The 22,761-nt window shown below is 46.4% G+C and carries 19 protein-coding genes; 8 read left to right on the top strand and 11 right to left on the bottom strand.

Features of this window, described 5'->3' with window-relative positions; translation table 11 throughout:
* Position 1 precedes the first annotated feature (1 nt).
* Together cyoE and NE536_RS07700 are read left to right on the top strand one after the other, a co-directional pair.
* A complete protein-coding gene (gene cyoE / locus NE536_RS07705; protein ID WP_261272337.1) occupies positions 2-907 on the top strand; it encodes a heme o synthase in 906 nt (301 codons plus the stop codon).
* A 47-nt stretch (positions 908-954) separates the two neighbouring features.
* Positions 955-1,587, top strand: a complete 633-nt coding sequence (locus tag NE536_RS07700; protein WP_261272336.1) for an SCO family protein — start codon at positions 955-957, stop codon at positions 1,585-1,587.
* On the opposite strand, the gene NE536_RS07695 is transcribed toward NE536_RS07700, so the two are convergent.
* Positions 1,588-2,634 carry a polysaccharide deacetylase family protein gene (locus NE536_RS07695; RefSeq protein WP_261272335.1) on the bottom strand — a complete coding sequence of 349 codons (1,047 nt, stop codon included), beginning with the start codon at positions 2,632-2,634 and terminating at the stop codon, positions 1,588-1,590.
* 22 nt (positions 2,635-2,656) lie between these two features.
* Between NE536_RS07695 and NE536_RS07690 the strand changes: the two genes are divergently transcribed.
* Positions 2,657-4,027 carry an MATE family efflux transporter gene (locus NE536_RS07690; protein WP_261272334.1) on the top strand — a complete coding sequence of 457 codons (1,371 nt, stop codon included), beginning with the start codon at positions 2,657-2,659 and terminating at the stop codon, positions 4,025-4,027.
* Positions 4,028-4,121: 94 nt separating this feature from the next.
* On the opposite strand, the gene nfuA is transcribed toward NE536_RS07690, so the two are convergent.
* The 7 genes from nfuA to NE536_RS07655 all read right to left on the bottom strand — a co-directional run bounded on the left by nfuA (position 4,122) and on the right by NE536_RS07655 (position 11,347).
* Positions 4,122-4,700 carry a Fe-S biogenesis protein NfuA gene (gene nfuA / locus NE536_RS07685; RefSeq protein ID WP_006079591.1) on the bottom strand — a complete coding sequence of 193 codons (579 nt, stop codon included), beginning with the start codon at positions 4,698-4,700 and terminating at the stop codon, positions 4,122-4,124.
* Between the two features lie 239 nt (positions 4,701-4,939).
* Positions 4,940-6,688, bottom strand: coding sequence for a urocanate reductase (gene urdA, locus NE536_RS07680; RefSeq protein ID WP_261272333.1), 1,749 nt, complete (start codon positions 6,686-6,688; stop codon positions 4,940-4,942).
* Between the two features lie 92 nt (positions 6,689-6,780).
* On the bottom strand, positions 6,781-7,545 hold the full coding sequence (locus tag NE536_RS07675) for a nucleoside-specific channel-forming Tsx family protein (RefSeq protein WP_261272332.1): 765 nt from the start codon (positions 7,543-7,545) through the stop codon (positions 6,781-6,783).
* Between the two features lie 173 nt (positions 7,546-7,718).
* Positions 7,719-8,969: a sensor histidine kinase gene (locus tag NE536_RS07670; protein WP_261272331.1), complete on the bottom strand. Its 1,251-nt coding sequence runs from the start codon at positions 8,967-8,969 to the stop codon at positions 7,719-7,721.
* Positions 8,956-9,633 carry a response regulator transcription factor gene (locus NE536_RS07665; protein WP_006084628.1) on the bottom strand — a complete coding sequence of 226 codons (678 nt, stop codon included), beginning with the start codon at positions 9,631-9,633 and terminating at the stop codon, positions 8,956-8,958. The genes NE536_RS07670 and NE536_RS07665 overlap by 14 nt, the downstream gene beginning before the upstream one ends.
* A 2-nt stretch (positions 9,634-9,635) precedes the next feature.
* Complete coding sequence (locus NE536_RS07660; protein ID WP_006084629.1) at positions 9,636-10,382, bottom strand: helix-turn-helix transcriptional regulator; 747 nt, start codon at positions 10,380-10,382, stop codon at positions 9,636-9,638.
* Positions 10,383-10,555: 173 nt separating this feature from the next.
* The gene (locus NE536_RS07655; protein WP_261272330.1) at positions 10,556-11,347 is read right to left on the bottom strand and encodes a ComF family protein; all 792 of its coding nucleotides are present in this window, start codon (positions 11,345-11,347) and stop codon (positions 10,556-10,558) included.
* Positions 11,348-11,379: 32 nt separating this feature from the next.
* Between NE536_RS07655 and bioH the strand changes: the two genes are divergently transcribed.
* On the top strand, positions 11,380-12,174 hold the full coding sequence (gene bioH / locus NE536_RS07650; RefSeq protein WP_261272329.1) for a pimeloyl-ACP methyl ester esterase BioH: 795 nt from the start codon (positions 11,380-11,382) through the stop codon (positions 12,172-12,174).
* Positions 12,175-12,235: 61 nt separating this feature from the next.
* Positions 12,236-12,793, top strand: a complete 558-nt coding sequence (locus NE536_RS07645; RefSeq protein ID WP_011845432.1) for a hypothetical protein — start codon at positions 12,236-12,238, stop codon at positions 12,791-12,793.
* 99 nt (positions 12,794-12,892) lie between these two features.
* On the opposite strand, the gene NE536_RS07640 is transcribed toward NE536_RS07645, so the two are convergent.
* The 3 genes from NE536_RS07640 to greB all read right to left on the bottom strand — a co-directional run bounded on the left by NE536_RS07640 (position 12,893) and on the right by greB (position 18,105).
* Positions 12,893-14,857: an LTA synthase family protein gene (locus NE536_RS07640; protein ID WP_261272328.1), complete on the bottom strand. Its 1,965-nt coding sequence runs from the start codon at positions 14,855-14,857 to the stop codon at positions 12,893-12,895.
* Positions 14,858-15,074: 217 nt separating this feature from the next.
* Positions 15,075-17,438, bottom strand: coding sequence for a Tex family protein (locus NE536_RS07635; protein ID WP_261272327.1), 2,364 nt, complete (start codon positions 17,436-17,438; stop codon positions 15,075-15,077).
* 163 nt (positions 17,439-17,601) lie between these two features.
* Positions 17,602-18,105 (bottom strand): transcription elongation factor GreB, encoded by a 504-nt coding sequence (greB, locus tag NE536_RS07630; protein ID WP_006079584.1) that lies wholly within the window; start codon positions 18,103-18,105, stop codon positions 17,602-17,604.
* A gap of 394 nt (positions 18,106-18,499) precedes the next feature.
* Between greB and ompR the strand changes: the two genes are divergently transcribed.
* The 3 genes from ompR (at position 18,500) to NE536_RS07615 (ending at position 22,695) form a co-directional block, all read left to right on the top strand.
* On the top strand, positions 18,500-19,225 hold the full coding sequence (gene ompR, locus NE536_RS07625; protein ID WP_006079507.1) for an osmolarity response regulator transcription factor OmpR: 726 nt from the start codon (positions 18,500-18,502) through the stop codon (positions 19,223-19,225).
* Between the two features lie 42 nt (positions 19,226-19,267).
* Positions 19,268-20,584, top strand: coding sequence for a two-component system sensor histidine kinase EnvZ (gene envZ / locus NE536_RS07620; protein WP_261272326.1), 1,317 nt, complete (start codon positions 19,268-19,270; stop codon positions 20,582-20,584).
* Between the two features lie 128 nt (positions 20,585-20,712).
* Positions 20,713-22,695, top strand: coding sequence for a methyl-accepting chemotaxis protein (locus tag NE536_RS07615; RefSeq protein ID WP_261272325.1), 1,983 nt, complete (start codon positions 20,713-20,715; stop codon positions 22,693-22,695).
* Positions 22,696-22,761 lie beyond the last annotated feature (66 nt).

Here is a 22,761-nt window from a genome sequence, read left to right as displayed (position 1 = left end):
GATGGCAAAACCACTCTCAATCACCAGTAGCCTACCCACGTTCAGCGTGACATGGCGCGCCTATTTTGAAATGACTAAACCTAAAGTGGTCGCACTCATGCTGCTCACTGTCTTAGTCGGCATGTGTCTGGCCGTGCCCCATGCGGTGCCCGTTCAACCTTTACTCGCGGGTATGCTGGGCATTGCCATGATGGCGGGCTCGGCGGCGGCGCTCAATCATCTGATCGATCGTCGTATTGATGGCTTAATGGCACGCACCTACAATCGCCCACTACCCAAAGGGCGTATTTCGGCAACCCGCGCGTTAATTTTCGCCGCTAGCTTAGGTAGCCTTGGCTTTATCGTCTTATGTTCCTTAGTAAATCCACTCACGGCTTGGCTCACCTTTGCCAGCTTGATTGGTTATGCCTTGGTTTATACTGCCTATTTGAAGCGCGCGACATCACAAAACATTGTGATTGGCGGCCTTGCGGGAGCCATGCCACCCTTGCTGGGATGGACTGCAGTGACGAACGAATTTCACGGCCATGCGCTGTTGTTAGTGATCATCATCTTTACGTGGACGCCGCCACATTTTTGGGCTCTGGCCATTCACAGACGCGCCGAATATGCCAAAGTGGATATTCCCATGCTGCCGGTTACCCACGGTGTCGAGTTTACTAAAACCTGTATTCTGCTCTACACAGTATTGCTGGCAATTGCTTGCCTATTACCTGTACTGGTTGGTATGTGTGGGCCCGTGTATTTCGTCTGCTCGAGTTTACTCAGCGCGGGATTTATCTATAAAGCGTGGCAACTTAAATATCGAGATCATGATGGCTTGGCGATGCAAGTGTTCCGCTTCTCTATCTATCATTTGATGTTGTTATTTATGGCATTACTACTCGACCACTATTTGTGGAACTAGTGTATGCAACTCATTTGTCGCGCTAACCTGTCGTTATGGAGCCAATAATGCAGAAAAGAATTTTAATCATCGCCATTTTATTGTTCGGTCTTGGCGGCCTATTTGCGGTGAAATTTAATTCCCCTAAACCTATCGAGCTAGAGAGCGGATTTCTGTATCCACAGGCCTATGAATTAGCGCCCTTTGAATTGGTCGATCAACATAAGCAGGCTTTTACCAACGCCAGTTTGCAGGGGAAGTGGAGCTTATTCTTTATCGGTTTTACATTTTGCCCCGATGTTTGCCCTACGACCTTAAATAAACTCGCGGCGGCTTATCCCGATCTAAACAAAATTGCGCCATTACAGGTGGTGTTTCTATCCGTCGACCCCAAACGGGACACACCGGATAAACTCCTGACCTATGTGAATTTTTTCAATCCAGAATTTAAAGCGGTCACGGGCGAGCAGACACAAATCTTCCCGCTCACCCGCAGTCTCGGGCTCACCTACGCCATGGTCGGTGAAGGGGAAAACTACCTAGTCGACCATAGTGCGGGTTATGTGTTGGTGTCACCGCAGGGTACGCGCGTTGCAGTGTTCAAACCTACGGCTGCGCTAGGCAAGCCGCCGCAGGTGTTAAATGATGAAATGATTAGCGATTTTAGAAAAATAGTGGCGCAATACAAACCTAACCGTTGATCACTCTCTGACCCAAGAACCATCATCCTTTGGCCTCACCCAAGGCTGAGAAAACCAATAGTAGCCATTGCGCGCCTTACTCGGCGCAGTGCAGTTGTAACGCGAACGCCCCGCAGGTAAGGCTAAATCCGCTTGAACACTAAACTCGGTTTCACTGAGCCAAGTCGGCTGTTTTGAACCTTGGCCTTGGATATAACACATCACCTGCTTAGCGGAGATATCGCTCATATCGAGGGTCACTTTAAGCTCTGGGCGCCAGTGGCCGCCCTTTAACTCAGGATCGCTAGGACTCTGTGCAATTACAGGCATGTTTAAACTGTATAGCTTGGCCTTAAGGCTTTTTAAGTCCGCATATTGTCCCGCAACAGGAAAACGCGGCAGTGCCGTTAACGGCGAATAGGGCCCAGCGGCTCCCGATTGCTGCCCTAAAGCGACAAAGCCGTTCTCGGTTAACATATCCTGCAAGGCTTGATTGTACTCACCGTAGGGATAAGCCAGCATTTTAAAATTGTGCCCAGTGGCATCTGCAATCGCCTTTTCTGTATCTAAGATATTGGCTTTTATCCGCGTTAACCATTGCGCCTGTGATTCATTTTCTAAGGCGCGGATCAAATGTTCGTGCGCCCAACTGTGGTTAGCAATATCGGCGCCTTCCTTGGATAGCGTTATCAGCTCATCCCAGGTCATCATCTCGGTAAACTTTTGTTTAATCGGCTCAATTGCCACAAACAAGGTGTAGGGAAAGCCAAATTCCTTTAGGATAGGATGCGCCGTCGTGGCTATGCTGCGATAACCATCATCGAAGGTAATCGCGACTGTTTTGGCCGGTAAATCTTGTTTTTGCTTTATCGCTTCAACCACCTGAGAAAGCGGGATCACCTTAAAGCCATCATCGGCTAGAAACTGCATTTGCTCACGAAATTGCGCGGGCGTCACGCTTGTGGCCGCCGGAGTAGTCTCTGATACATGGTGATATTGCAGAATGACCACGGCATGGGCAGAAAACGTCATTAGCCCTATGAGTGCCAACAGCACACGTTTAACCATAATGTGAACACCTCTGAAATTAATGAATACAGCTAAATCAACTTGGCTCGACCTGATGCTCAACGGCGCGAAAAATCGTCAATTACTCATCCTCGCCCTGCCGATGATACTCTCCAATATCACTGTCCCACTGTTGGGCTTAGTCGATACGGCTGTCATAGGTCATCTGAGTGAAGCCTATTATTTAGGGGGAGTCGCCGTCGGGTCAACGATTATCACATTAATCATTTGGTTATTGGGATTTTTGCGTATGGCGACCACAGGCTTAGTCGCGCAGGCCTTTGGTGCTGACGATCTTCATGCCCAGCACAAACTCTTAGTCCAAGGCGCTATGCTAGCGATGTTATTGGGCGCTGGCGTTATCGCGCTGCAAGTCCCGATATTGAATTTAGCCTTAGGATTATCCGAAGCGAGTAGCGAAGTCGAACGTTATTGCCGCGAATATTTTCAGGTACGGATTTGGTCAACGCCCTTCGCCCTACTCAACCTAGTGATGTTAGGTTGGCTCTTAGGACGACAACAACCTAAAGCCGCCATGTGGCAGCTGATATTAGCGAACCTTGCCAATATTATTCTCGATGTGGTGTTTGTCCTCGGCTTAGGCTGGGGCGTTAAAGGCGCCGCCCTCGCCTCAGTCTTTGCCGATATCACCGCTTTCGCAGTCGCACTCACTATGGTGTTGCAGCAACTCAAGCGCGAAGCCGATTTTCACTTATCCCAGCTATTACCCCATGTCACCCTGACGGGGTACGGCAAATTACTAAGGCTCAACACAGATATTTTTATCCGCAGCCTCTGCCTGCAAGCGGCCTTTGCCTTTATGACTTTCCATGGTGCGGGTCTGGGTGATAATACCGTTGCCGCCAATGCCGTGTTACTGAATTTACTGCTGTTAATCTCCTATGCGCTCGATGGCATTGCCTATTATGCCGAGGCAGAAGTCGGCCGAGCCTATGGCCAAAAACAGGCGGAGCAATTACGGGAAGCAGTGATCTTAGCCTGGAGCTGGTCGGCCATTACTGCGTTAGGGTTCTGCGCTGTATTCAGTCTTTTTGGTAGCAATATTATCGCGTTATTGACCAGCATTAATGAGGTCAGAGCCACAGCACAGACCTATCTTATCTGGCTGATATTTTTGCCTTTATGGTCTTTTAGCTCGTATTTATTCGACGGGGTTTATATCGGTGCAGCTAAAGGAAAAGTGATGCGCAATAGCATGATACTCGCCACCTTCGGTGCATTTTTCCCGACATGGTATTTGCTGCAGCAACTATTATTGCCTGAGCAAGGTAACCACGCCCTTTGGGCCGCCATGAGTGTCTTTATGATCGCCAGAAGCCTAACGCTTGCGGGGCACTATTATTTCAGCAAAGACTTTTTGAAGTCAGATTGATAACTAGCAGCTGATTAACCTTAGATTTTTATTTGGGTAAAAACTAAAAACGCGACTCTAAGATCGCGTTTTTTATTCAGCTCAACAAACAAGATTAAGCGTAAGAATGCTCACCATGTTGGTGATCTGTCACGTCACGTACGCCAGTCAACTCACCTGGGAACATGTCTAACAGTTGTTTCTCGATACCATCCTTCAGGGTGATATCAACTTGAGAACAACCGTTACAACCACCGCCGAACTGCAGTACAGCTACGCCTTCTTTAGTGATTTCAACCAGCATGATATTACCACCATGGCCGGCTAACTGAGGGTTGATTTCAGATTGGATCACGTATTCGATACGCTCGACTAAAGGTGCATCGCCAGACACTTTACGCATTTTTGCGTTAGGAGCTTTGAGCGTGAGTTGTGAACCTAATTGGTCAGTCACAAAATCGATAGTGGCATCTTCAAGGAAAGGTGCACTCTTCTCATCGACCATAGCATTGAAGCCAGTGAACTCGATTTCAATATCATCACTTTCTACTGCATCCGGTGGACAATAAGACACACCACACTCGGCTTGCGAGGTTCCTGGACTGATCACAAATACGCGAATATGAGTGCCTTCAGGTTGATCTGCTAACAACTTAACAAAATGGGCTTGAGCCGCATCGGAAATGGTAATCATGAAAACCTGCTCCGTCAGGGTATACCTGAGTGTTTTAGTAAGAATTAGCCGTATGATACTCCGACTCACCTTTGCTTTGTAGTCCCTTGGGTAGCAAGTTTGTGGATTTTTGCCATAGCGATCACGATTTACTCATCATAAATAAGACTATAAACACCGTATTATGCACGAATAAACAAGCATTCTTTACAAACAAAAGCGACCCAATTAGGTCGCTTAAGCTAGGCATAAAACACTACTTATTTAGCCGCTTCTTGTCCTGCTATACGACCAAAAACAATAATATCAGTGTAGGCATTGCCACCAAGACGATTAGTACCATGTGTTAAGCCTGTCACTTCACCTGCGGCAAATAAGCCGGGAATAGCATTTCCTTGCTCATCCAATACACGAGTATGAGTATCAACCACGAGTCCACCCATTGTATGGTGCACAGAAGGTGTAGCCTTTAAAATCCAATAAGGTCCTTTACTTAAATCAACCAATCCTGAGCGATGATTAAAAGCCTCATCCTTACCAATAGCAGCATAATGATTAACATCTTTAATAGTCGATGCTAGTTTTTCCACTGGAATATCGAAAACCTTCGCCGCTTCTTCCAATGTATCAACTTTATGCATCAGGCCATCTTTAGTGAACTCTTTTAGCTCTCCTTGGTGCATAGCAACGGTATGGGCAACATCTTCAATAGCTTGGTTCCATAACACATAAGTATAACGGCCAGGTTGGGCTAAAATGGCTTGTGAGATAACATCGCGGCGCTCTAATTCCTCAACAAAGCGCTCGCCCTTCTGGTTGATTAACACTGCACCAAAGAAGCGAGAGTCTGCAATCAAGGCAATAGCACCAGAGGTTGGGCTACAAATAGGATATGACTGGATATATCCCATATTTTTAGCTGCTGCATGTATTTTTTCTGCCATCACAATACCGTCACCAGTACCACCTGAATGACCAGTGCTACCATAACGTTCATCTAACTCTGGATTGTATTTTTTGCGCATTTTCATGTTAGATGAGAATCCACCCGTAGCAATCACAACACCGCGTTTAGCATGGTATGTAATCGTTTTTCCATTATGAGTCGCTTCTACACCAACAATTCGACCCGTTTGATCTTGGATTAACTTTTCAGCCTTAGTATTAGTATGGATCGGTAAGCCCACTTCTTCAGCTTTAATGGAAAACTTACTAATCACCTCAGCGCCAGTGTGACCTTTAGGGATTAAGGCCCGTTTAACGCTATGCCCACCAAACTGAAATAACTGATCGGGATAAAATTCTACTTTGACGTAATCCCTTAACCACTCTGCAGCCCCTACAGAATTATCGACCATGGTCTTAACCATTTCAGGATCACCTTTAAAATCGCCACCTTTTAACGTATCGCTAATAAACAGGTCTTTGCTATCAGTCACACCCATATTTTTCTGTACCCAACTACCAGCAACATTCATCTCAGCACCCGAGATCAATGAGTTACCACCAATAATTGGCATTTTTTCAATAATAACGGCTGTTCGGCCTGCGGCCATTGCTTCTAAGCCTGCACTAAAGCCTGCACCACCAGAGCCAATGACCACGACATCATAGGTATATTCTGCAGGAGTTAATGCTTCACTTTTTTTAGCAGAAGCGACAGCAACTAGTGTTACCCCTGCGGCTTCAATACTCTTGCCCACGGCTTCTTTTAGCGCTTTAGACGTCACTGTTGCACCAGTGATACCATCAACCTCGATAGAGTTGTTATCAATAATTGCCTGTTTCACATCTTTAAATACGGCACCTGCAAGGACTTTATTTTCCTTTTGCTTGAGTACATCAATCGCCACAATGTGTCCGTCTTTAAATGTGGTTTCGACCTGCACTTCGCCATGCTTACCTTGAGCTGTTCCCTGGCTTTTTACTATTTGATGGGTCACTTGACAGCCAGCAATAATTACTGTTGCAGTGACAGCAATACCAATAATGGATTTTTTATATTGCATTACAATTCCCTTATTATTTTTGATGAAAAATAGAACAACACCAAATTAAATGAGATTCTACTTATTAAAAATTCAATCTATTTGAAAAACCGTTAAAACTGATAACCAACAGATACACCGTATTCAATCCCATCATTATATTGTGATCCCCAGCTATCATAATGAGTGACATATATTTTTGAAAAAATTGAATCAGTGAGGCTTGTTTGTAATGTTGTGATTATCTGATGGCCATAGCTGTCATATGAAAATAATGCTTGATGCGCTTTATCTCTATCAATTTGCGCCTCATAATTCAAACTTAAGCTATGTTTAAACCCTAGTAATTCAAACGGATACTTTGCATTTAAAACTACTGCATAACCTGACAGGTCGTTAAACTTCTCAGAGGTAGGGGAAAAGCTACCAATGGTATAATTTAAACCGACCCCATAGTTGAGTGATAGATTTTGAATTTTTGCATTATGGGTAACACCTAAATAAAGATTATCTTCCACTAGCGTTTCACTCGCAGAGATAAAGTTCTGAGTCCAAAAGTTGAACTGCGATTCTCCGAGCTTATTTTCAAGTATCAATAATGACTTAATGGTAGTTTTGCCATCAAGGTGCTTCTGATTTTCCGCGATTTCAGCAGGATTTTCGAGCTTAAGATTAGCAAAGTAAGTCCCCCAATCAGCAATTCCCAAATGATTCAACTTTACAAAAGGCTGATTAAAAACACCTGGGTTATCATGTTTGGCGTCACTGGTATAAAACTTATAACCTAAATCCACGCTAGTTTTATTCACATCAGCACATACTGAACCACTAAATACTATTGTACTAACTAAAATAGATGCCACACTTTTTTTACACATAGAACCCTCTCAACCATGTATTCTAGGAAGTATTTTTAAATACCTGCCAACCAGTAAACCTTATATAATAACGTTACTACGAATAATATGATGACTATGTGATCTAAGCACGACAGTGCTTTTGCATTTTAAAAGTGTGTGGTTTTATGCAGTAAAATTACAACTCCAATTATTTAATTGTTAGACATTTCTAATCTAGCGGTAAATAAATTATTTTTAGATGAGCTAGTAAAAATCCAACCCAGTTGATTTGCGAGGCGCTTCACCAGTAAAAGCCCTAAACCAAATCCATGGCGACCATTACTATTATAGGAATTAGTTATTTCTACATAATAACCATCTTGAGTAATGCTAATATCCATCCCACCATGTTCAATACTATTCCTTAATAAATTGCTTAATATTATTTTTAGCGGATGAAGTTGAACGGGCAAACAAGTATCGTCAGAAAATAATTGAATTTTTTGCTCATGACCATGAACCCGTTGCTGCTCATCGATAATACTGGCAAGTAAAGGCGATAACGCGACGTTTTCCTTTTCTAAGCTGGAACACTCTTTATTAGTCAACCACAGTAAGGTTTCAATAAGTGACTTCATTTGATTGGTCGCTTGGGAAGCATACAGCGTTGGCCCTGTAAGCTCACCTTGTTGTAAAGCGAGGATTTCGAATGAAGACTGGCATATTGCAACAGGCGTACGTAATTCATGGCTAGCAAATCGCAGAAAATTTAGCTCCCGCTGCTGAGCCTCTTGAAGTTGTAAAATTGAGTTATCTAAAGCATCAACAATAGCCTTTAATTCAGCATATTCTTGTTTCGGTAAGCTAAGTTTCCCTCCTCCCTCCCAATCATGCTGCTTAATCGCATGGCTAATTTGATGGACAGGTGTAATCACTTTACTTTGCATATAAAACGCAAGGCCTGCGCTTGCACAGAAGGTTATCAATACTAGAAGCAAGATTGCAGTCATGTTTTTAGGTGCAAATTGCAAGTCATGGGTAACGCTGTACTGCAGCCAAACATAGAGTGGCTGGCCACTCTGTGTGTAGTACACACTCAAAGCATCAACAAAGGGACCTTCTGCATGCTCATACAGAATTGTATTCGCATCAGTTAAGACTTCATCATTACTTAATTGTCGAATCAGCGGAGGGATATCTGACCAATTAAGATAGACGGTTAAGTTATCAGTTTTTAGAATCGGCTGATTAAGTAATTGTTTTTGCGGTTGAGCATGTTCCGCCATAGTCAGTAATGACTCAGCAGCTTGCCCTGCATTATGTATGGTGACCTCATGCATAGAAATCATACCTGCACACATCATGCACAGTGGTATAAAGCTATTAATACCTAATGTTATTAATAGAAAAATAACACCCCATACTTGGTAGCTCCGCTTGAGGCTAAGCTTAGGAGCTTGCATTGATATCATCCCTAAGGCTTAGACCGACTCCACGAATCGTATGCAATATTTGTCGTTCAAAGGGTCGATCTATCACCCTTCGTAACAGATGAATATGGCTGCGTAAACTATCACTATCAGGAGCACTATTGGGCCAAATCGTTCGCTCAATCTCTTCTCTACTCACTGTTTCTGGGCTACGCCGAGCTAATAAAACAAGGATCTGCCAGCCTGTTTTAGGTAAAGCAAGAAGCTGTCCTTGGCGATATACCCTATGGTTTCCAAAATCAATTTCTAGCTCCCCAATGACTAGCCTTTGAGGCGCCGGACGACGCTGAGCAACCACCTTCAATCGCGCGACGAGTTCCTCCATTGCAAATGGTTTTACTAAATAATCATCCGCGCCAACAGCAAACCCATTCAAGCGCTCATTCAGACTGCTACGTGCGGTTAACATTATTATGGGCGAAGTAATGCACTGTGCTTTCCAGCGTTCACATGCTTCAATCCCATCACCATCAGGCAAATTTAGGTCGAGAATAATAGCGTCAAATTGCTGCTGGCTAATTAGCATATCAGCCTGAGCTAGGTTGAAAGCGTAATCGCACTCTATGCCACTCAATTCAAGATATTGAATGATGTTGTTAGAGAGAAGTCGATTATCTTCAACCAGTAATATCAACATATTTAGATCAACTCATATTGATGGGCTAAATGGATTAAGTTTGCTCTATTTGTAGCCCCAAATTTCTTGCGCATAGCTTCCATATGATATTCAACTCCTCTGACACTTATCGGGAGCTGAGTTGAAATTTCGTCATTCTGAAGGCCGTTTGCGACCATGAGCAGGATATCTCTCGCATTATCTTTAAGTAGCGAGCTTTGTAGAAATGGATTGAACAATTGTTTATTACATTCAAACAGCTTGTTTTGGGCTTCCTTTAAAGTATCAGCCAATCCCTCTAATGCTATCTCTGAGTCGCTAAGATGGCTGAGTAGTATGAAGCGGCCTGCCCAATGACGATTAGTGTGGCATGAGATGGGCCAGCTCAAAACACTTTGAATATTGTGCTTACTAAACAGTAGGCTGGTCTTATCATTTTTTTCACTCGTGAATCTATACATATAAGATTTTGAAGTATCTAATGAAAATCCAAAATTGAAATCATTGGCTGCAACCTGATTTAAATAAAAACGCTGTAATTCAGCGACAACAGGGGAAGAAGCTATACTGGCGATAGGTTTTCGTAACGCCGTAGGAGAGAACAGATTGGTATCTTTTGGAAAGTGGTAATTTTCATACGCACAATGTGGAACTCCCTGAAACCAGAAACCACAGATACCATGCAGCTTCAAAGAATAGCTTATCGCCTGAATAACATCTTTCAGCGTAGATGCCGCATTTGCATTTGATAGCGCCTGTTTAGCGTCCATAAATACCCTCCAAACGAAATAACATAGGAAGGTACATCAATAAAATTAATAAATAAAACTTATTGATACAGATACTTACACCTTGTCTCAGAATTAAAACTTACTCATTTTCACTCAGTATTTTTGACATAATTTTGACATACACATAGATATAATGATGTGACCGCTATGTTTTAAACAGCGTCAACATCATCCAACAAGCCTGGCGCCTCTGCCCTTGCCAGACACCATACCTGCACATGTACGTATCGCGCTTCGAATAAGCGGGCAATTTCAGAGACTGTGGTGCCTGTCGTGACCACATCATCCACCAATGCAATACGCTGGAACGCAAAATCATCCGCTAACATAAAGGCATCGTGTAAGTTGCGTCGTCGTTGTGCACCTGAAAGTCCGGCCTGCGGCCGAGTGTCTTGCTGGCGCGTTAATCCCTCGCTCACTAATGGCAGTTGCAAGAGCTGTGAAAGCTCATGGGCAATTAACCACGCCTGATTAAACCCCCGTTGTTGTAAACGTTTTGGATGCAATGGGACTGGCACTATCGCTTGGGGCAGCGTGATTAATCCTTGCAGTTCTAATAGCTTAATTCGTGCCACTAAGGCACGGCATAGCACAGGTAAAGCGGCAAGTTGCCCTTGATATTTAATCGCGCCAACCCAAGCACCTAAACCTTGATGGTAACTGCAGGGGGCAACGACTTTACGCGGCTGACGCTTTTGGCATTCCCCGCAATAATCAACCTCGATTTGCATCGACTTACCGCAGCCTAAGCAAATAGGTCCATGATATAAGCCAGATTGAAGACAAACGATGCAAATGCCCGTCTCGGGGATAGGTATGGATTGGTGGCACAGCAGGCAACGGTTAGGTAAACTGCCCGCCAACCAGCTTGTGCCGAGTTGATAGCCTAAACACATTATCCGCCAAGCGGATGGCGGCCAAATCCTTTTGACAAAGCGCGGCATACATTCACCTAATCCATTTTTGAGGCACTCAAGTGAGCCAAGTGACATCCACAAACCACGAAAATTTGCATATTGAAATCAGAGGCCAAGGGCCAGATCTGGTGATGCTTCACGGTTGGGGAGTCAATAGCGCTGTGTTTACGCCATTACATGAGTCACTGTCTCAGTATAGGGTGCACTATGTCGACTTGCCGGGCTTCGGCCATAGTCAGATGGTGGAAGGTGATCTATTAGCTTGGGTCGATGCCTTAGTCGCCGCATTACCAGAACACGCTATTTGGGCCGGCTGGTCACTCGGTGGACTCGTGGCGACTCAGGCAGCACTGAGTTACCCACAAAAAATCAAAGGCTTGATCACTATCGCCTCATCCCCCTGCTTTATGGCAAGGGAAGACGAAGCATGGCCGGGCATTCCACCCCAAGTCCTTAATCAATTTAGAGAACAACTCGAGCAAAATTTACCTAAAACTATAGAGAGATTTCTAGCGATTCAGGCCATGGGCAGCGAAACCGCCAAAGAAGATATCAAACGGCTGCGCGATCTTGTTCTTGCGCGCCCATTACCCGATGCCAGAGCCTTAACTCAAGGTTTAAGCATGCTGACTGACATCGACTTAAGACCGCAACTGACAGAATTACAGCAACCTTGGCTAAGGATCTGGGGCCGACTCGACGGGCTAGTGCCCAAACGCGTACCACCTAAGATGCCGATCACGCCGCAAATTGAAGATATGATGCTTGCCAAAGCCTCCCATGCGCCGTTTATTTCCCATCAACAGGAGTTTTTGCAAGTATTTATGCCTTGGTTAACGTTACAGACACGTTAACGCTTTATCTTTGAGCGATTAATGACTAGTATTTAACCATTAATGTGCCAAGGAATTTTCCATGTTAGTTGTCAGTAACTACCCCCAAGTCCCACTAGCGACCAGTAATGTCGCGACGGACTCGGCTCGGGTCGACAACCAACTGAAACCAGTGGTCATTCCCCCACAAGCTGCCACTAAAGGCCATGAAGAACGCGCCTTTAATCCGCAGAATGAACGCACAGCAGATCAAACTCAGCAACAAACCAAAACGCTCGAGAATAATCAGCAACAAGTTCAAGAAAAACAGCAGCAACAGCAATCCTCGCAGCAACAAAGCCAACAACAGCAAGAGAAAAAAGCCCCCCTTGTGGTGGCCGAGCGGGTGTTACCTAAGACGCTTAAAGTTGCTGCACGCGGTCAAGCGGCGCTGCAACGTAAGGATATCCGCTTAAAGGTCAGTCAAGGTGCGGCAAATTATGCCAGCAGTAACGCCAAAGCGAATACCAGTAGTGCGGCGCGTCAATCGCTCCAAGGAGAACCGACTCAATTTTATCAACAGCTTGGGCAACGCATTGGTCAGTTCTATCAACAACAGACTCAGCCAGAGCAAGAATCTATCATGTCGACGTGGATTTAACTTATTCCAATGGGATTAATCTTTTCCCGCACAAGATGAACAAAAATAATAAACAAAAATGCCGCTAAAAATAGCGGCATTTTTTATGCTGTTTAACGCTTACTTAGGCAAACGATACAGCTCTTGCTGATAGGCTAAGCTGCCCCATAATGCCCAACTTAAGGCTTTCTTCTCTAACGCTGCCGCAGCTGGCGCATAAGGCGTTAACTGCTCAGTTTTTTCATTGTATTCGAAACCTTGAGCCGCTTTTTCTGGCTGCAGGATCACTACATCTTTACCTTCCATCAGGGCAAAGTTTTTATCGTATTGCATTAACGCGCGTCCAGGCCAATCATCACTTACCTGAGTCAAATCTCGGCCCAGCATAGGATAAGAGTCTGAAATACCAATCAATGATAGAAGTGTTGGCGGTAAATCAATCTGGCTCACAATACGATGATCGCGTTTTGGCGCTAAATTATCCCCAAGGATTAAACCCGGAATACGAAAACGTGACACTGGCACCAGATCCGCGCCACCCACTCGGCTGTCATGGTCGGCAACCACGATAAAAATCGTGTCTTTCCAGTAGTCCGCATTTTTCGCCAGTTTGAAAAACTCACCAATCGCATAGTCGGCATATTTCGCCGCATTATTACGGGTTTGCTTAGGTTGCTCGTACAGCTCGATACGATCATCTGGGAATTCGAATGGATCGTGGTTACTCGAGCTAAACACTAAACTAAAGAAAGGCTTACCTTCGCTGTGCAGACGCTCAAACTCACTATTCGCTTTGCGCATTAAGTCTTCGTCAGAGGCGCCCCACGAGCCCACAAAAGCCGGAGATTTATAATCTTTCTGATCTATGATGTCACTAAAGCCGTTGCCCAAAAAGAAGCTACGCATATTGTCGAAATGGCTCTCACCACCATAGATAAACTGCGTGGTATAACCATGATTTTTAAGTAATTCAGCTATGCTGAAGAAGCCAACTTGGCTCTTACCCAGTTTCACCACAGCACGAGCTGGCGTCGGGGTAAAACCTGTCGTTACGGCTTCTATCCCGCGCACTGAACGAGTACCAGTGGCGTACAAATTATCGAAATACCAACCTTCTTTGGATAAGGCATCGATATTCGGAGTCAGCGGTAAACCGCCTAAACTCCCCACAAAACGTGCGCCTAAACTCTCTTGCAGTAGGATCACTAAGTTCTTTGGCTTTCCGGTATAACTGGCTTGGTTAAAACTCAGCGATGGGATATCTGTTGAGGTAAATGCACTTTCAGGACGACCACTTTCCTGTCTTATGGTCGCAATAATCTCAGCGTTATCTAACTTGCCATACACTTTAGAGGCATCTTCTTCACTGCCCATCTGCTTGATGGCAAACACTAATGAATAGGCTGAGTTGATGACTAAAGAGTTCACTAATGGATCGTCGGCAAACGCCACCATAGCAGGGTTAATCGGTCTATGGCCTAAGGTTGAACGGGCACCTAATATAGTGATAGCGATAACAATTAATGCTAATACTGGACGCCAATACCAGCGTGGAAAGCGTAAATTTTTAGTGAGCTTACCGCTTAATATCCAACCGCCCCATAGTGTACCTATAGTTAATAGCACGGAGAAGATCAGCTCAAGTTTGCGACCCGCCCACAGCATAGAAAGCACTTCTTTTGGGTAGATCAAATATTCCACATACAAACGATTCGGGCGAATACCGTATTCTTCGATAAATGCAGGGGTCGATGCTTCTAAAAACAACATGATCCACAGACCGACGGTTAACCACATCCGTAGAATCGGCTGCCACAGACGGCCAATAAAATGATCACCCGAAAATAATGCGGTTCCTAGGGCGGCAATACCCCATAACCAACACAGGGTAGCGATATCGACACGCAAACCTTGGATTAATAGATGCGACCAACCCTCCACAGCGGCCACGCGATCGGCTTGCCACAGCCCTAAAGCGATACGGCTCGCGGTGGCAATAAAAAGCACTAATAGTGAGAAAATAAAGATGGCACGGAAAGGCCCATGGGCATTGTGATGCCCGCGAGGTGATAAACCAGATTGCATGTGTTACCCCAAAACGTATAAAGAGCCACTCAGCGTTGGAGTGTCAATTTGAAAAAAATCGGTGAATAAGCTGTGCTATGACAACCGATTTTGCTTAACGTTGCATTAAATGCCGACTTTATATTCTCTAAGGCGATATTGATGCAACAATTTTGTGAGTAACATGTAAAAAAGTCGACTCGGACAAGGTTTAAGTCCGAGTCTTAACAGTTAACGCTTACTTTTTCAGCTTAGCGAAGGCATCGGCAAAGGCATTGCCCATAGCCGCATTTGCCGGCGCTTTAGGTGCTTGTTTTTGCGCCGGACGTGCGGCAGGTTTTGCCGACTGAGGCGCCTTGCCATTATGAGTTTTGGCAGAGTTGTGCGGTCTTTGCTGCGACTTACTCTGGTCGATAGCTTCGTCCAAACGCATGCTCAAACCGATACGGCGACGCTCAACGTCCACTTCCATCACTTTAACTTTGACCACATCACCCGCTTTCACCACAGTATGCGGATCGCTGATAAACTTGTCGGTCAGTGAAGAGATATGCACCAATCCATCTTGATGCACGCCAATATCAACGAAGGCACCAAAGTTAGTCACGTTGGTCACTACGCCTTCGAGCATCATTTCTGGTTTCAAATGTTTAAGCTCTTCGACGCCATCTTTAAACTTAGCGGTTTTAAACTCACCACGGGGATCGCGACCCGGTTTATCCAGTTCGGCCAAAATGTCCGTCACGGTCGGCAAACCAAATTCCGCCGTAATAAACTCTTCAGGCTTGATGCTACGCAGCAAATCAGAGTTACCCATCAGGCTCGCCAGTTCCACTTGTTTAGCCTTAGCGATAGTTTCGACGAGTGAATAAGCCTCTGGATGCACAGACGAGGCATCGAGTGGATTATCACCTTCACGAATACGCAAAAAGCCCGCCGCTTGCTCATAGGCTTTAGGCCCTAAACGCGGTACTTTCAGCAGCTCTTTACGATTCTTAAACTGACCATTGGCATCGCGATAATCGACCACGTTTTTCGCTAACGTTTTATTTAAACCAGCCACTTGTGACAATAACGGCACTGAGGCCATGTTGAGATCTACACCCACGCCGTTTACACAATCTTCCACCACGGCTTCCAGCGAACCCGATAATTGGCTTTGACTCACGTCGTGTTGGTATTGACCGACACCGATAGACTTAGGTTCAATCTTCACCAATTCGGCTAATGGATCTTGCAAGCGGCGGGCGATAGACACGGCACCACGAATCGACACATCAAGATCAGGAAACTCCAACGCCGCCAATTCCGATGCAGAATACACAGACGCACCCGCTTCGCTGACCATTACTTTGGTCAAGTGTGGATGGGTATCTTTCACGGCGGCAATCAGTTCAGCGGCTAGCTTGTCGGTTTCCCGTGATGCCGTGCCGTTACCAATCGCAATTAATTCAACTTTGTGCATTTTGACTAAGTTAGCCAAAGTACGGATCGACTTTTCCCACAGATTTTGCGGTGCATGCGGGAAAATCGTCGCATGGCACAACATCTTACCCGTGTTATCGACCACAGCCACTTTCACGCCGGTACGTAAACCTGGATCGAGTCCCATGGTGGCTTTCGCGCCCGCTGGAGCAGCCATCAATAAATCGCCTAAGTTACGGGCGAAAACTTTAATCGCTTCGGCTTCGGCGCGTTCGCGCATTTGCGAAATAAACTCGGTTTCCATCTGCAACGCAATCTTAATGCGCCATGTCGCCGTCACCACGGTTTTCAACCATTGATCAACGCTGCTATCGCCTAATTTCAGCCCTAAGTGATCACAGATAATCACTTCGCAGTAACTACCTTGGCCCGCTTCGGCGGCGGGGTCGGCATTCATAGATAAGGTTAAGAAACCTTCATTACGGCCACGCAGCATAGCCAGCGCACGGTGTGATGGGATCTTAGCTAACTGTTCGGTATGCTCAAAATAATCTCGGAATTTCGCGCCTTCTTTCTCTTTACCGGCAATTAAACGGCTTTCTAACACACTGTTTTGGCTTAAATGTTCACGCACTTTACGCAGTAATTCCGCGTCTTCGGCATAGCGCTCCATCAGGATATAACGCGCGCCTTCAAGCACTGCTTTCACATCGACAAAACCCGCTTCGCTATTGATATAACCCGCCGCTTTGGTTTCAACATCGGCGCTACGGTCAGCCAGTAAGGCATCGGCTAATGGTTCAAGCCCAGCTTCGATAGCGATTTGGCCCTTAGTGCGGCGCTTAGGTTTGAAGGGCAGATATAAATCTTCGAGACGTGTCTTGCTGTCTGCGTCATCAATAGCCCTTTGTAATTCTGGCGTTAACTTACCCTGAGCTTGGATGCTAGACAGGATCACTTGGCGTCTGTCGTTCAGCTCACGCAGGTAACCTAAACGTGTGTACAAGGTACGCAGTTGCGTATCGTCTAATCCGCCCGTGGCTTCTTTACGGTAGCGGGCAACGAAGGGAACCGTCGCACCATCGTCAAGCAGAGTGATGGTTGCGGCAACTTGTTGCTCACGAACATTCAGTTCTTGAGCGATAATCTGAGCGATGTTATGTGCATTAGTTTGCATAAATAAAGTGTCGTGCCTAACTGTAAAGTAAGTCGTTATTGCGCCAAAGATACCACAGGCGCCCCGTATGTTTCATGCTAAAGCCTAGGTCAAAGCAGAGTCTTTGATCTTTCCCCGTCATGCCATGGTGACCGCAGCGGTTGTCACGGCGGCAACTCTGTCGCTAATCTGCCTCGCTGGCGAGAGTGGTTTCAAAAGGAGTGTAACGGATCTGATTGATATACCACTCTTTTGGACCCGATGGCGTTTGCACTACCACCTCATCGTCCACTTGCTTGCCGATTAAGGCACGCGCCATGGGCGAGTCGATGGTGATGTAGCCCAATTTGGTATCGAGTTCATCTTTACCGACGATCCGGTAACGCACGCGATCTCCCGCTTCATTTTCAAGCTCAAACCAAGCGCCGAAGAATATTTTACCTTCCTGCTGCGGTGAGTAATCGACGATTTTTAACTCTTCCAGCCGCTTAACTAAGTACCTGACTCGGCCGTCAATTTGTCTTAACAAACGCTTGTTGTAAGTGTAATCAGCGTTCTCACTACGGTCGCCTTGCGCCGCAGCCTCTTGGACTTTAAGGGTGATTTGCGGCCGATATTCTTTCCACAAATACTTCAATTCTTTATCTAAAGTTTGCCAACCCTGCCGGGTGATCAAATGCGCTTTCATACTCATTACTCAATCGTTGGATTAAACGACCACAATTGATGCGGGATAATATATTGGACTGATGATACTCAGACTGGACGCTAAAGTTAACTCACTAAATCATCTCTGTGCATAATGGCTTTGAAATCACCGCTTTTGCTGATGCCAATTTAGTTACAATTTCACCCTTGGCGTGAATAAACGCGAGTATTCCCATGCAATTTCATTTGCTTAGTATTAACATTGGGCAATAAATGTCAGCATTTATCGCATTCAAGCCACTAAGGTGAGCTAGTCGCCTAGGTTGAATGCGGCTATATTAGGCAGATTCGTTTTCAATTTCAGCCAGTTGGTTAATCTTAACTGTTTCTCGTCAGTAGAATAAGCACCAATCTGAGCAATTAAAGGACATCCCATGGGACAAGAAACCTCGAAAATCCTCGTCGTCGATGATGATATGCGCCTGCGAGCGTTACTCGAGCGTTACCTGATGGAGCAAGGTTATCAGGTACGCAGCGCGGCCAATGCCGAGCAGATGGACCGCCTATTAGAACGCGAAAACTTCCATTTACTCGTGCTCGACTTAATGTTGCCCGGTGAAGATGGCCTGTCTATCTGCCGCCGTTTGCGCCAGCAAGGTAATCCTATTCCGATCGTGATGCTGACGGCCAAGGGCGATGAAGTCGACCGTATTATTGGCCTAGAGTTAGGCGCCGACGATTATCTGCCAAAACCTTTCAATCCACGGGAATTACTCGCACGGATCAAAGCCGTGATGCGTCGCCAAACCCAAGATGTGCCCGGTGCGCCAGCCCAGCAGGAAGCGCAGATCAGCTTCGGTGAGTTTTCGCTGGATTTAGCCACCCGTGAGATGTACCACGGCGACGAATCGATTGCGCTCACCAGCGGTGAGTTTGCCGTGCTTAAAGTGCTAGTTACCCATCCACGCGAGCCCTTGTCTCGGGATAAATTGATGAACCTCGCCCGTGGCCGCGATTATTCGGCGCTAGAACGCTCCATCGACGTGCAAGTGTCACGTCTGCGGCGTTTAATCGAAAAAGACCCTGCGAATCCGCGCTACATTCAAACTGTGTGGGGATTAGGTTATGTGTTTGTGCCCGATGGCGCCGCGCGTCGATGAGCCGCGCTGCCATCTTAATCTGCTGCGGTTATTGAGCCCCCGATGAAAGCTAAGTTTTGGTGGCGGTTTGTCCCTCGCAGCGCGTTTAGTCAAACCGTGATGCTGATTGGTTGTCTACTACTGATCAATCAGCTGGTGTCTTACGTCACAGTTGCCGTCTATGTGCTTAAGCCAAGCTACCAACAAATCAATCAATTAATCGCTCGCCAAGTTAAATTGCTGTTTGTCGATGGCATAGATATTGGCCGCGAACACTTAACCATAGTCGATGCCCTCAATGCCAAAGTCCACGACGATGGCATGAAGATCTACAATCAACAGCAAGCGCGCGAAGCTGGGATTGAGCAAGCGACCTACTATGGTTTCTGGTCGGCGCAGATGTCGGAATATCTCGGCGGCGACGCCGAAGTGCGCGTCACCCACGGCAGTGTATTGCAGATTTGGATCCGTCCACCACAGGCGCCCTCGATTTGGATAAAAGTGCCGCTTATCGGCCAAAATGTTTCAGACCTTTCGCCGCTCACCCTTTATTTAATGGTCATAGGCGCCCTCAGCGTCGCCGGGGGTTGGTGGTTTGCCCGCCAACAAAACCGCCCACTTAGACGACTACAAAAAGCCGCGATTGCCGTTTCCCGCGGTGAATTCCCCGATCCCTTGCCGCTGAATGGTTCGAGTGAAATTGTCGAAGTAACTAACGCCTTCAACCAGATGGCGCACAGCATGAAACAACTGGAGCAGGACAGAGCGCTATTGATGGCGGGGATTTCCCACGACTTGCGCACGCCGCTCACCCGTATTCGGCTCGCTTCTGAGATGATGGTTGAGGAAGATCAATATCTTAAAGATGGCATAGTCAACGATATCGAAGATATGGACGCCATCATCAGCCAGTTTATTGCGTATATTCGCCAAGATCAGGAAACCAGCCGTGAGCTAGGCCAAATCAATAAACTCATTCAAGATGTCGCTCAAGCAGAGGCCAATCGCGCCGGCGAAATTGAAGTGCTGTTAACTGACTGCCCAGAAGCTCAATTCCAAGCGATTGCCATAAAGCGGGTACTGAGTAACTTAGTCGAAAATGCTTTTCGCTATGGTTCTGGCTGGATCCGCATTAGCTCGCAGTTCGATGGCAAACGTATCGGTTTTAGTGTTGAAGATAATGGCCCAGGGATCGATGAGTCACAAATGACCAAACTATTTCAACCTTTTACCCAAGGTGATATCGCCCGTGGTAGTGTTGGTTCGGGCCTAGGCCTCGCCATCATCAAACGGATTATCGATAGACACCAAGGGCAAATTACACTCTCCAACCGCGCCGAAGGCGGTTTAAAAGCCCAAGTGTGGCTGCCGCTGGAATAACGCGAGATCACATATTTGCAAATCAAATGACAACGCTGACATCCAAGTGAGCACTTGTCATATTAATGTCACCTTAAATTCATAAACTCAGCACAGTTACTGGCTCTGACCATTATGAAGATTGCAAAATGAAAATTTCAACGCTGTCGCTTTCTGCTTCTGCCCTGTTGTTATTGCTCGCGGGATTGCTAGCAGCCGTAGTGCTGTGGAGCAGTGATCAGCGGCAACAAATTGAGCAGCAAACACTTACATTACAAGCTATTCAGCAGGATTTTCTCGTCGGCGTACGCCGCGATCTCGACGGCTACCTCGCCAGCGGCAACGCTAGCCAACTGGAACAAGCGAAAACCAAACTCAGCGCCATTAAGAACCAGCTTACAGAGCTTAATCTCGCCACCATGGGCGCTACCGATAATGACTTGCAAGCAAGTCTCAGCAGCTTCATTCAAGATTTAGATACCAAGTACCGCGCCGCGGGTAAACTCGCTGGCAACCCTAGGCAACTGCTGGCCCACGCCGAATCTGAAATGCTCGACTATAACCGTCGTCTGGGCAGTTATGCCGATAAAGGCTTAACCACAAATGCTGCGGTCGCCGAACAATATCTGCAATTGAGCCGCGATTTACCTTCCATCGTCTACCAACTTTCCCAGCTAACCGATGGCTACCTCATCGGCAAAAATCAGCAGCTCAAGGGTATTTTAGACAGCACCAGCAAAGAGCTAAATACGTGGCACGACGCCCTCAGCGCACTGCCGTTAATCGGTGTATATGAGCAGCAAGAAGCCGATGAGTTTGCCCTCGGTTCCAGCGAACCGGAACAGATTGAAGTCGGCGAAAGTGACCGCAGTGAACTGCTCAGTCTCGCCAATCGATACAACAAAGAAGTCGCCAATACTCACCAATTGCTGCAAGCCAACCAAGAGATGCAAGATCAACTCATTCAAGCGATTAGCAATGTGGAACAACAGCTTATTGGCTTAGGTGAGGCTCAGGCGGCGAAGAATCAACAGCTGAAATATGAGCTACAACTGATCCTCTACACTATGGTTTCGGTCATGGCCTTGTTTGCCATAGGTTATTTAATTCTGCAGCAAAATCGCGTCGTCAAACCATTAAAACGTCTCAACCAAGCCTTTATGAAATTAAGCGAATCGAATAGCCGCGAGCGTTTAGATATTAATCGTCGCTGCGAGACGGGCCAAATCGCAGGTCATTTCAACCAGTTGCTGCAAAGGTTTGAACAGGAAGACGAGGCACAACGCCAGCAAATCACTAAGGTTTCTCAATCATTAAGCCAACTGGTTGCGCGAATTACTCAGCTGTCGCAGCACACAGAGCACACTCAGACGATTGTGGCCGATACGCAAACACAGACCGAGCATATCCGCAGCCTCGCCAATGAGGTGAGCCACACTTCGGCACTAGTGGAAGACAGCGCCGCCGAAACCATGCGCCAAATGCAGTCGAGCCAAACCGAAGCAGAAGCAGTGCTGAGCGCAACTGAGCAGACGCAAACCGCCGTTGGCCTTTGCCATGCTTCCCTTGAAAGTCTGAATAACTCAGTGACGGATGTGTCGAAAATCATTGATGTAATTGGCAATATCGCCGAACAAACTAACTTACTCGCCCTCAATGCCGCCATTGAAGCTGCGCGGGCGGGAGAGCAAGGTCGCGGCTTTGCCGTGGTCGCCGATGAAGTGCGAAATTTAAGTCAGCGCACCCAAGTGTCTTTAAATGAAATCGTGAAGATTCTGCAGCAACTGACCCAATCGAATCATGCCCTCAGCGAGAGTGTCGATGGCATAGCAGAGGCCACCAGCAGCCAAAAACTTCGCGCTCAAAGCCTATGGCAAGTGGCGCAAACGGTGCAAAATCAAGCGAGCGACATGGCCAATACCGCCAAACAAGGCTCGCTCAATGCCAAAGAGCAAGTCGATTATCTCGATGAATTTGTTCGCACTATGGATAGTTTAAAAGAACAAGCGCAAACCAGTTCACAACAGAGTGAAGTCATCGCCCAAGAAGTACAGCAGAGCGTCGAGGATATTGAGACCAGTTTAGGCATTGCCGAGGTTGGTAACTTAGCACCACAGTCGCGGGCCGCTTAACCCACTAAAATACCAATAAAAATGGGAGCCTAGGCTAGGCTCCCATCTATTTTGATGTCCGATTAA

The sequence above is a fragment of the Shewanella septentrionalis genome, from assembly GCF_025370265.1.
GTDB classification, from domain to species: Bacteria; Pseudomonadota; Gammaproteobacteria; order Enterobacterales; family Shewanellaceae; genus Shewanella; species Shewanella hafniensis.
Note: the sequence above shows the minus strand (reverse complement) of the source record. Positions and strands in the feature narration are given on the sequence as shown.

Excerpts from the sequence above, each read along its gene's own strand:
- NE536_RS07640 (WP_261272328.1), bottom strand. The coding sequence starts at position 14,857 with ATGCAATCTGGTTTATCACCTCGCGGGCATCACAATGCCCATGGGCCT.
- nfuA (WP_006079591.1), bottom strand. The coding sequence starts at position 4,700 with ATGATTACCATTTCCGATGCGGCTCAAGCCCATTTTGTTAAGTTGTTA.
- NE536_RS07665 (WP_006084628.1), bottom strand. The coding sequence starts at position 9,633 with ATGTTGATATTACTGGTTGAAGATAATCGACTTCTCTCTAACAACATC.
- cyoE (WP_261272337.1), top strand. The coding sequence starts at position 2 with ATGGCAAAACCACTCTCAATCACCAGTAGCCTACCCACGTTCAGCGTG.
- NE536_RS07690 (WP_261272334.1), top strand. The coding sequence starts at position 2,657 with ATGAATACAGCTAAATCAACTTGGCTCGACCTGATGCTCAACGGCGCG.
- ompR (WP_006079507.1), top strand. The coding sequence starts at position 18,500 with ATGGGACAAGAAACCTCGAAAATCCTCGTCGTCGATGATGATATGCGC.
- NE536_RS07670 (WP_261272331.1), bottom strand. The coding sequence starts at position 8,969 with ATGCAAGCTCCTAAGCTTAGCCTCAAGCGGAGCTACCAAGTATGGGGT.
- NE536_RS07615 (WP_261272325.1), top strand. The coding sequence starts at position 20,713 with ATGAAAATTTCAACGCTGTCGCTTTCTGCTTCTGCCCTGTTGTTATTG.
- greB (WP_006079584.1), bottom strand. The coding sequence starts at position 18,105 with ATGAAAGCGCATTTGATCACCCGGCAGGGTTGGCAAACTTTAGATAAA.
- NE536_RS07635 (WP_261272327.1), bottom strand. The coding sequence starts at position 17,438 with ATGCAAACTAATGCACATAACATCGCTCAGATTATCGCTCAAGAACTG.
- NE536_RS07660 (WP_006084629.1), bottom strand. The coding sequence starts at position 10,382 with ATGGACGCTAAACAGGCGCTATCAAATGCAAATGCGGCATCTACGCTG.
- NE536_RS07700 (WP_261272336.1), top strand. The coding sequence starts at position 955 with ATGCAGAAAAGAATTTTAATCATCGCCATTTTATTGTTCGGTCTTGGC.
- envZ (WP_261272326.1), top strand. The coding sequence starts at position 19,268 with ATGAAAGCTAAGTTTTGGTGGCGGTTTGTCCCTCGCAGCGCGTTTAGT.
- urdA (WP_261272333.1), bottom strand. The coding sequence starts at position 6,688 with ATGCAATATAAAAAATCCATTATTGGTATTGCTGTCACTGCAACAGTA.
- NE536_RS07645 (WP_011845432.1), top strand. The coding sequence starts at position 12,236 with ATGTTAGTTGTCAGTAACTACCCCCAAGTCCCACTAGCGACCAGTAAT.
- NE536_RS07655 (WP_261272330.1), bottom strand. The coding sequence starts at position 11,347 with ATGCCGCGCTTTGTCAAAAGGATTTGGCCGCCATCCGCTTGGCGGATA.
- NE536_RS07675 (WP_261272332.1), bottom strand. The coding sequence starts at position 7,545 with ATGTGTAAAAAAAGTGTGGCATCTATTTTAGTTAGTACAATAGTATTT.
- NE536_RS07695 (WP_261272335.1), bottom strand. The coding sequence starts at position 2,634 with ATGGTTAAACGTGTGCTGTTGGCACTCATAGGGCTAATGACGTTTTCT.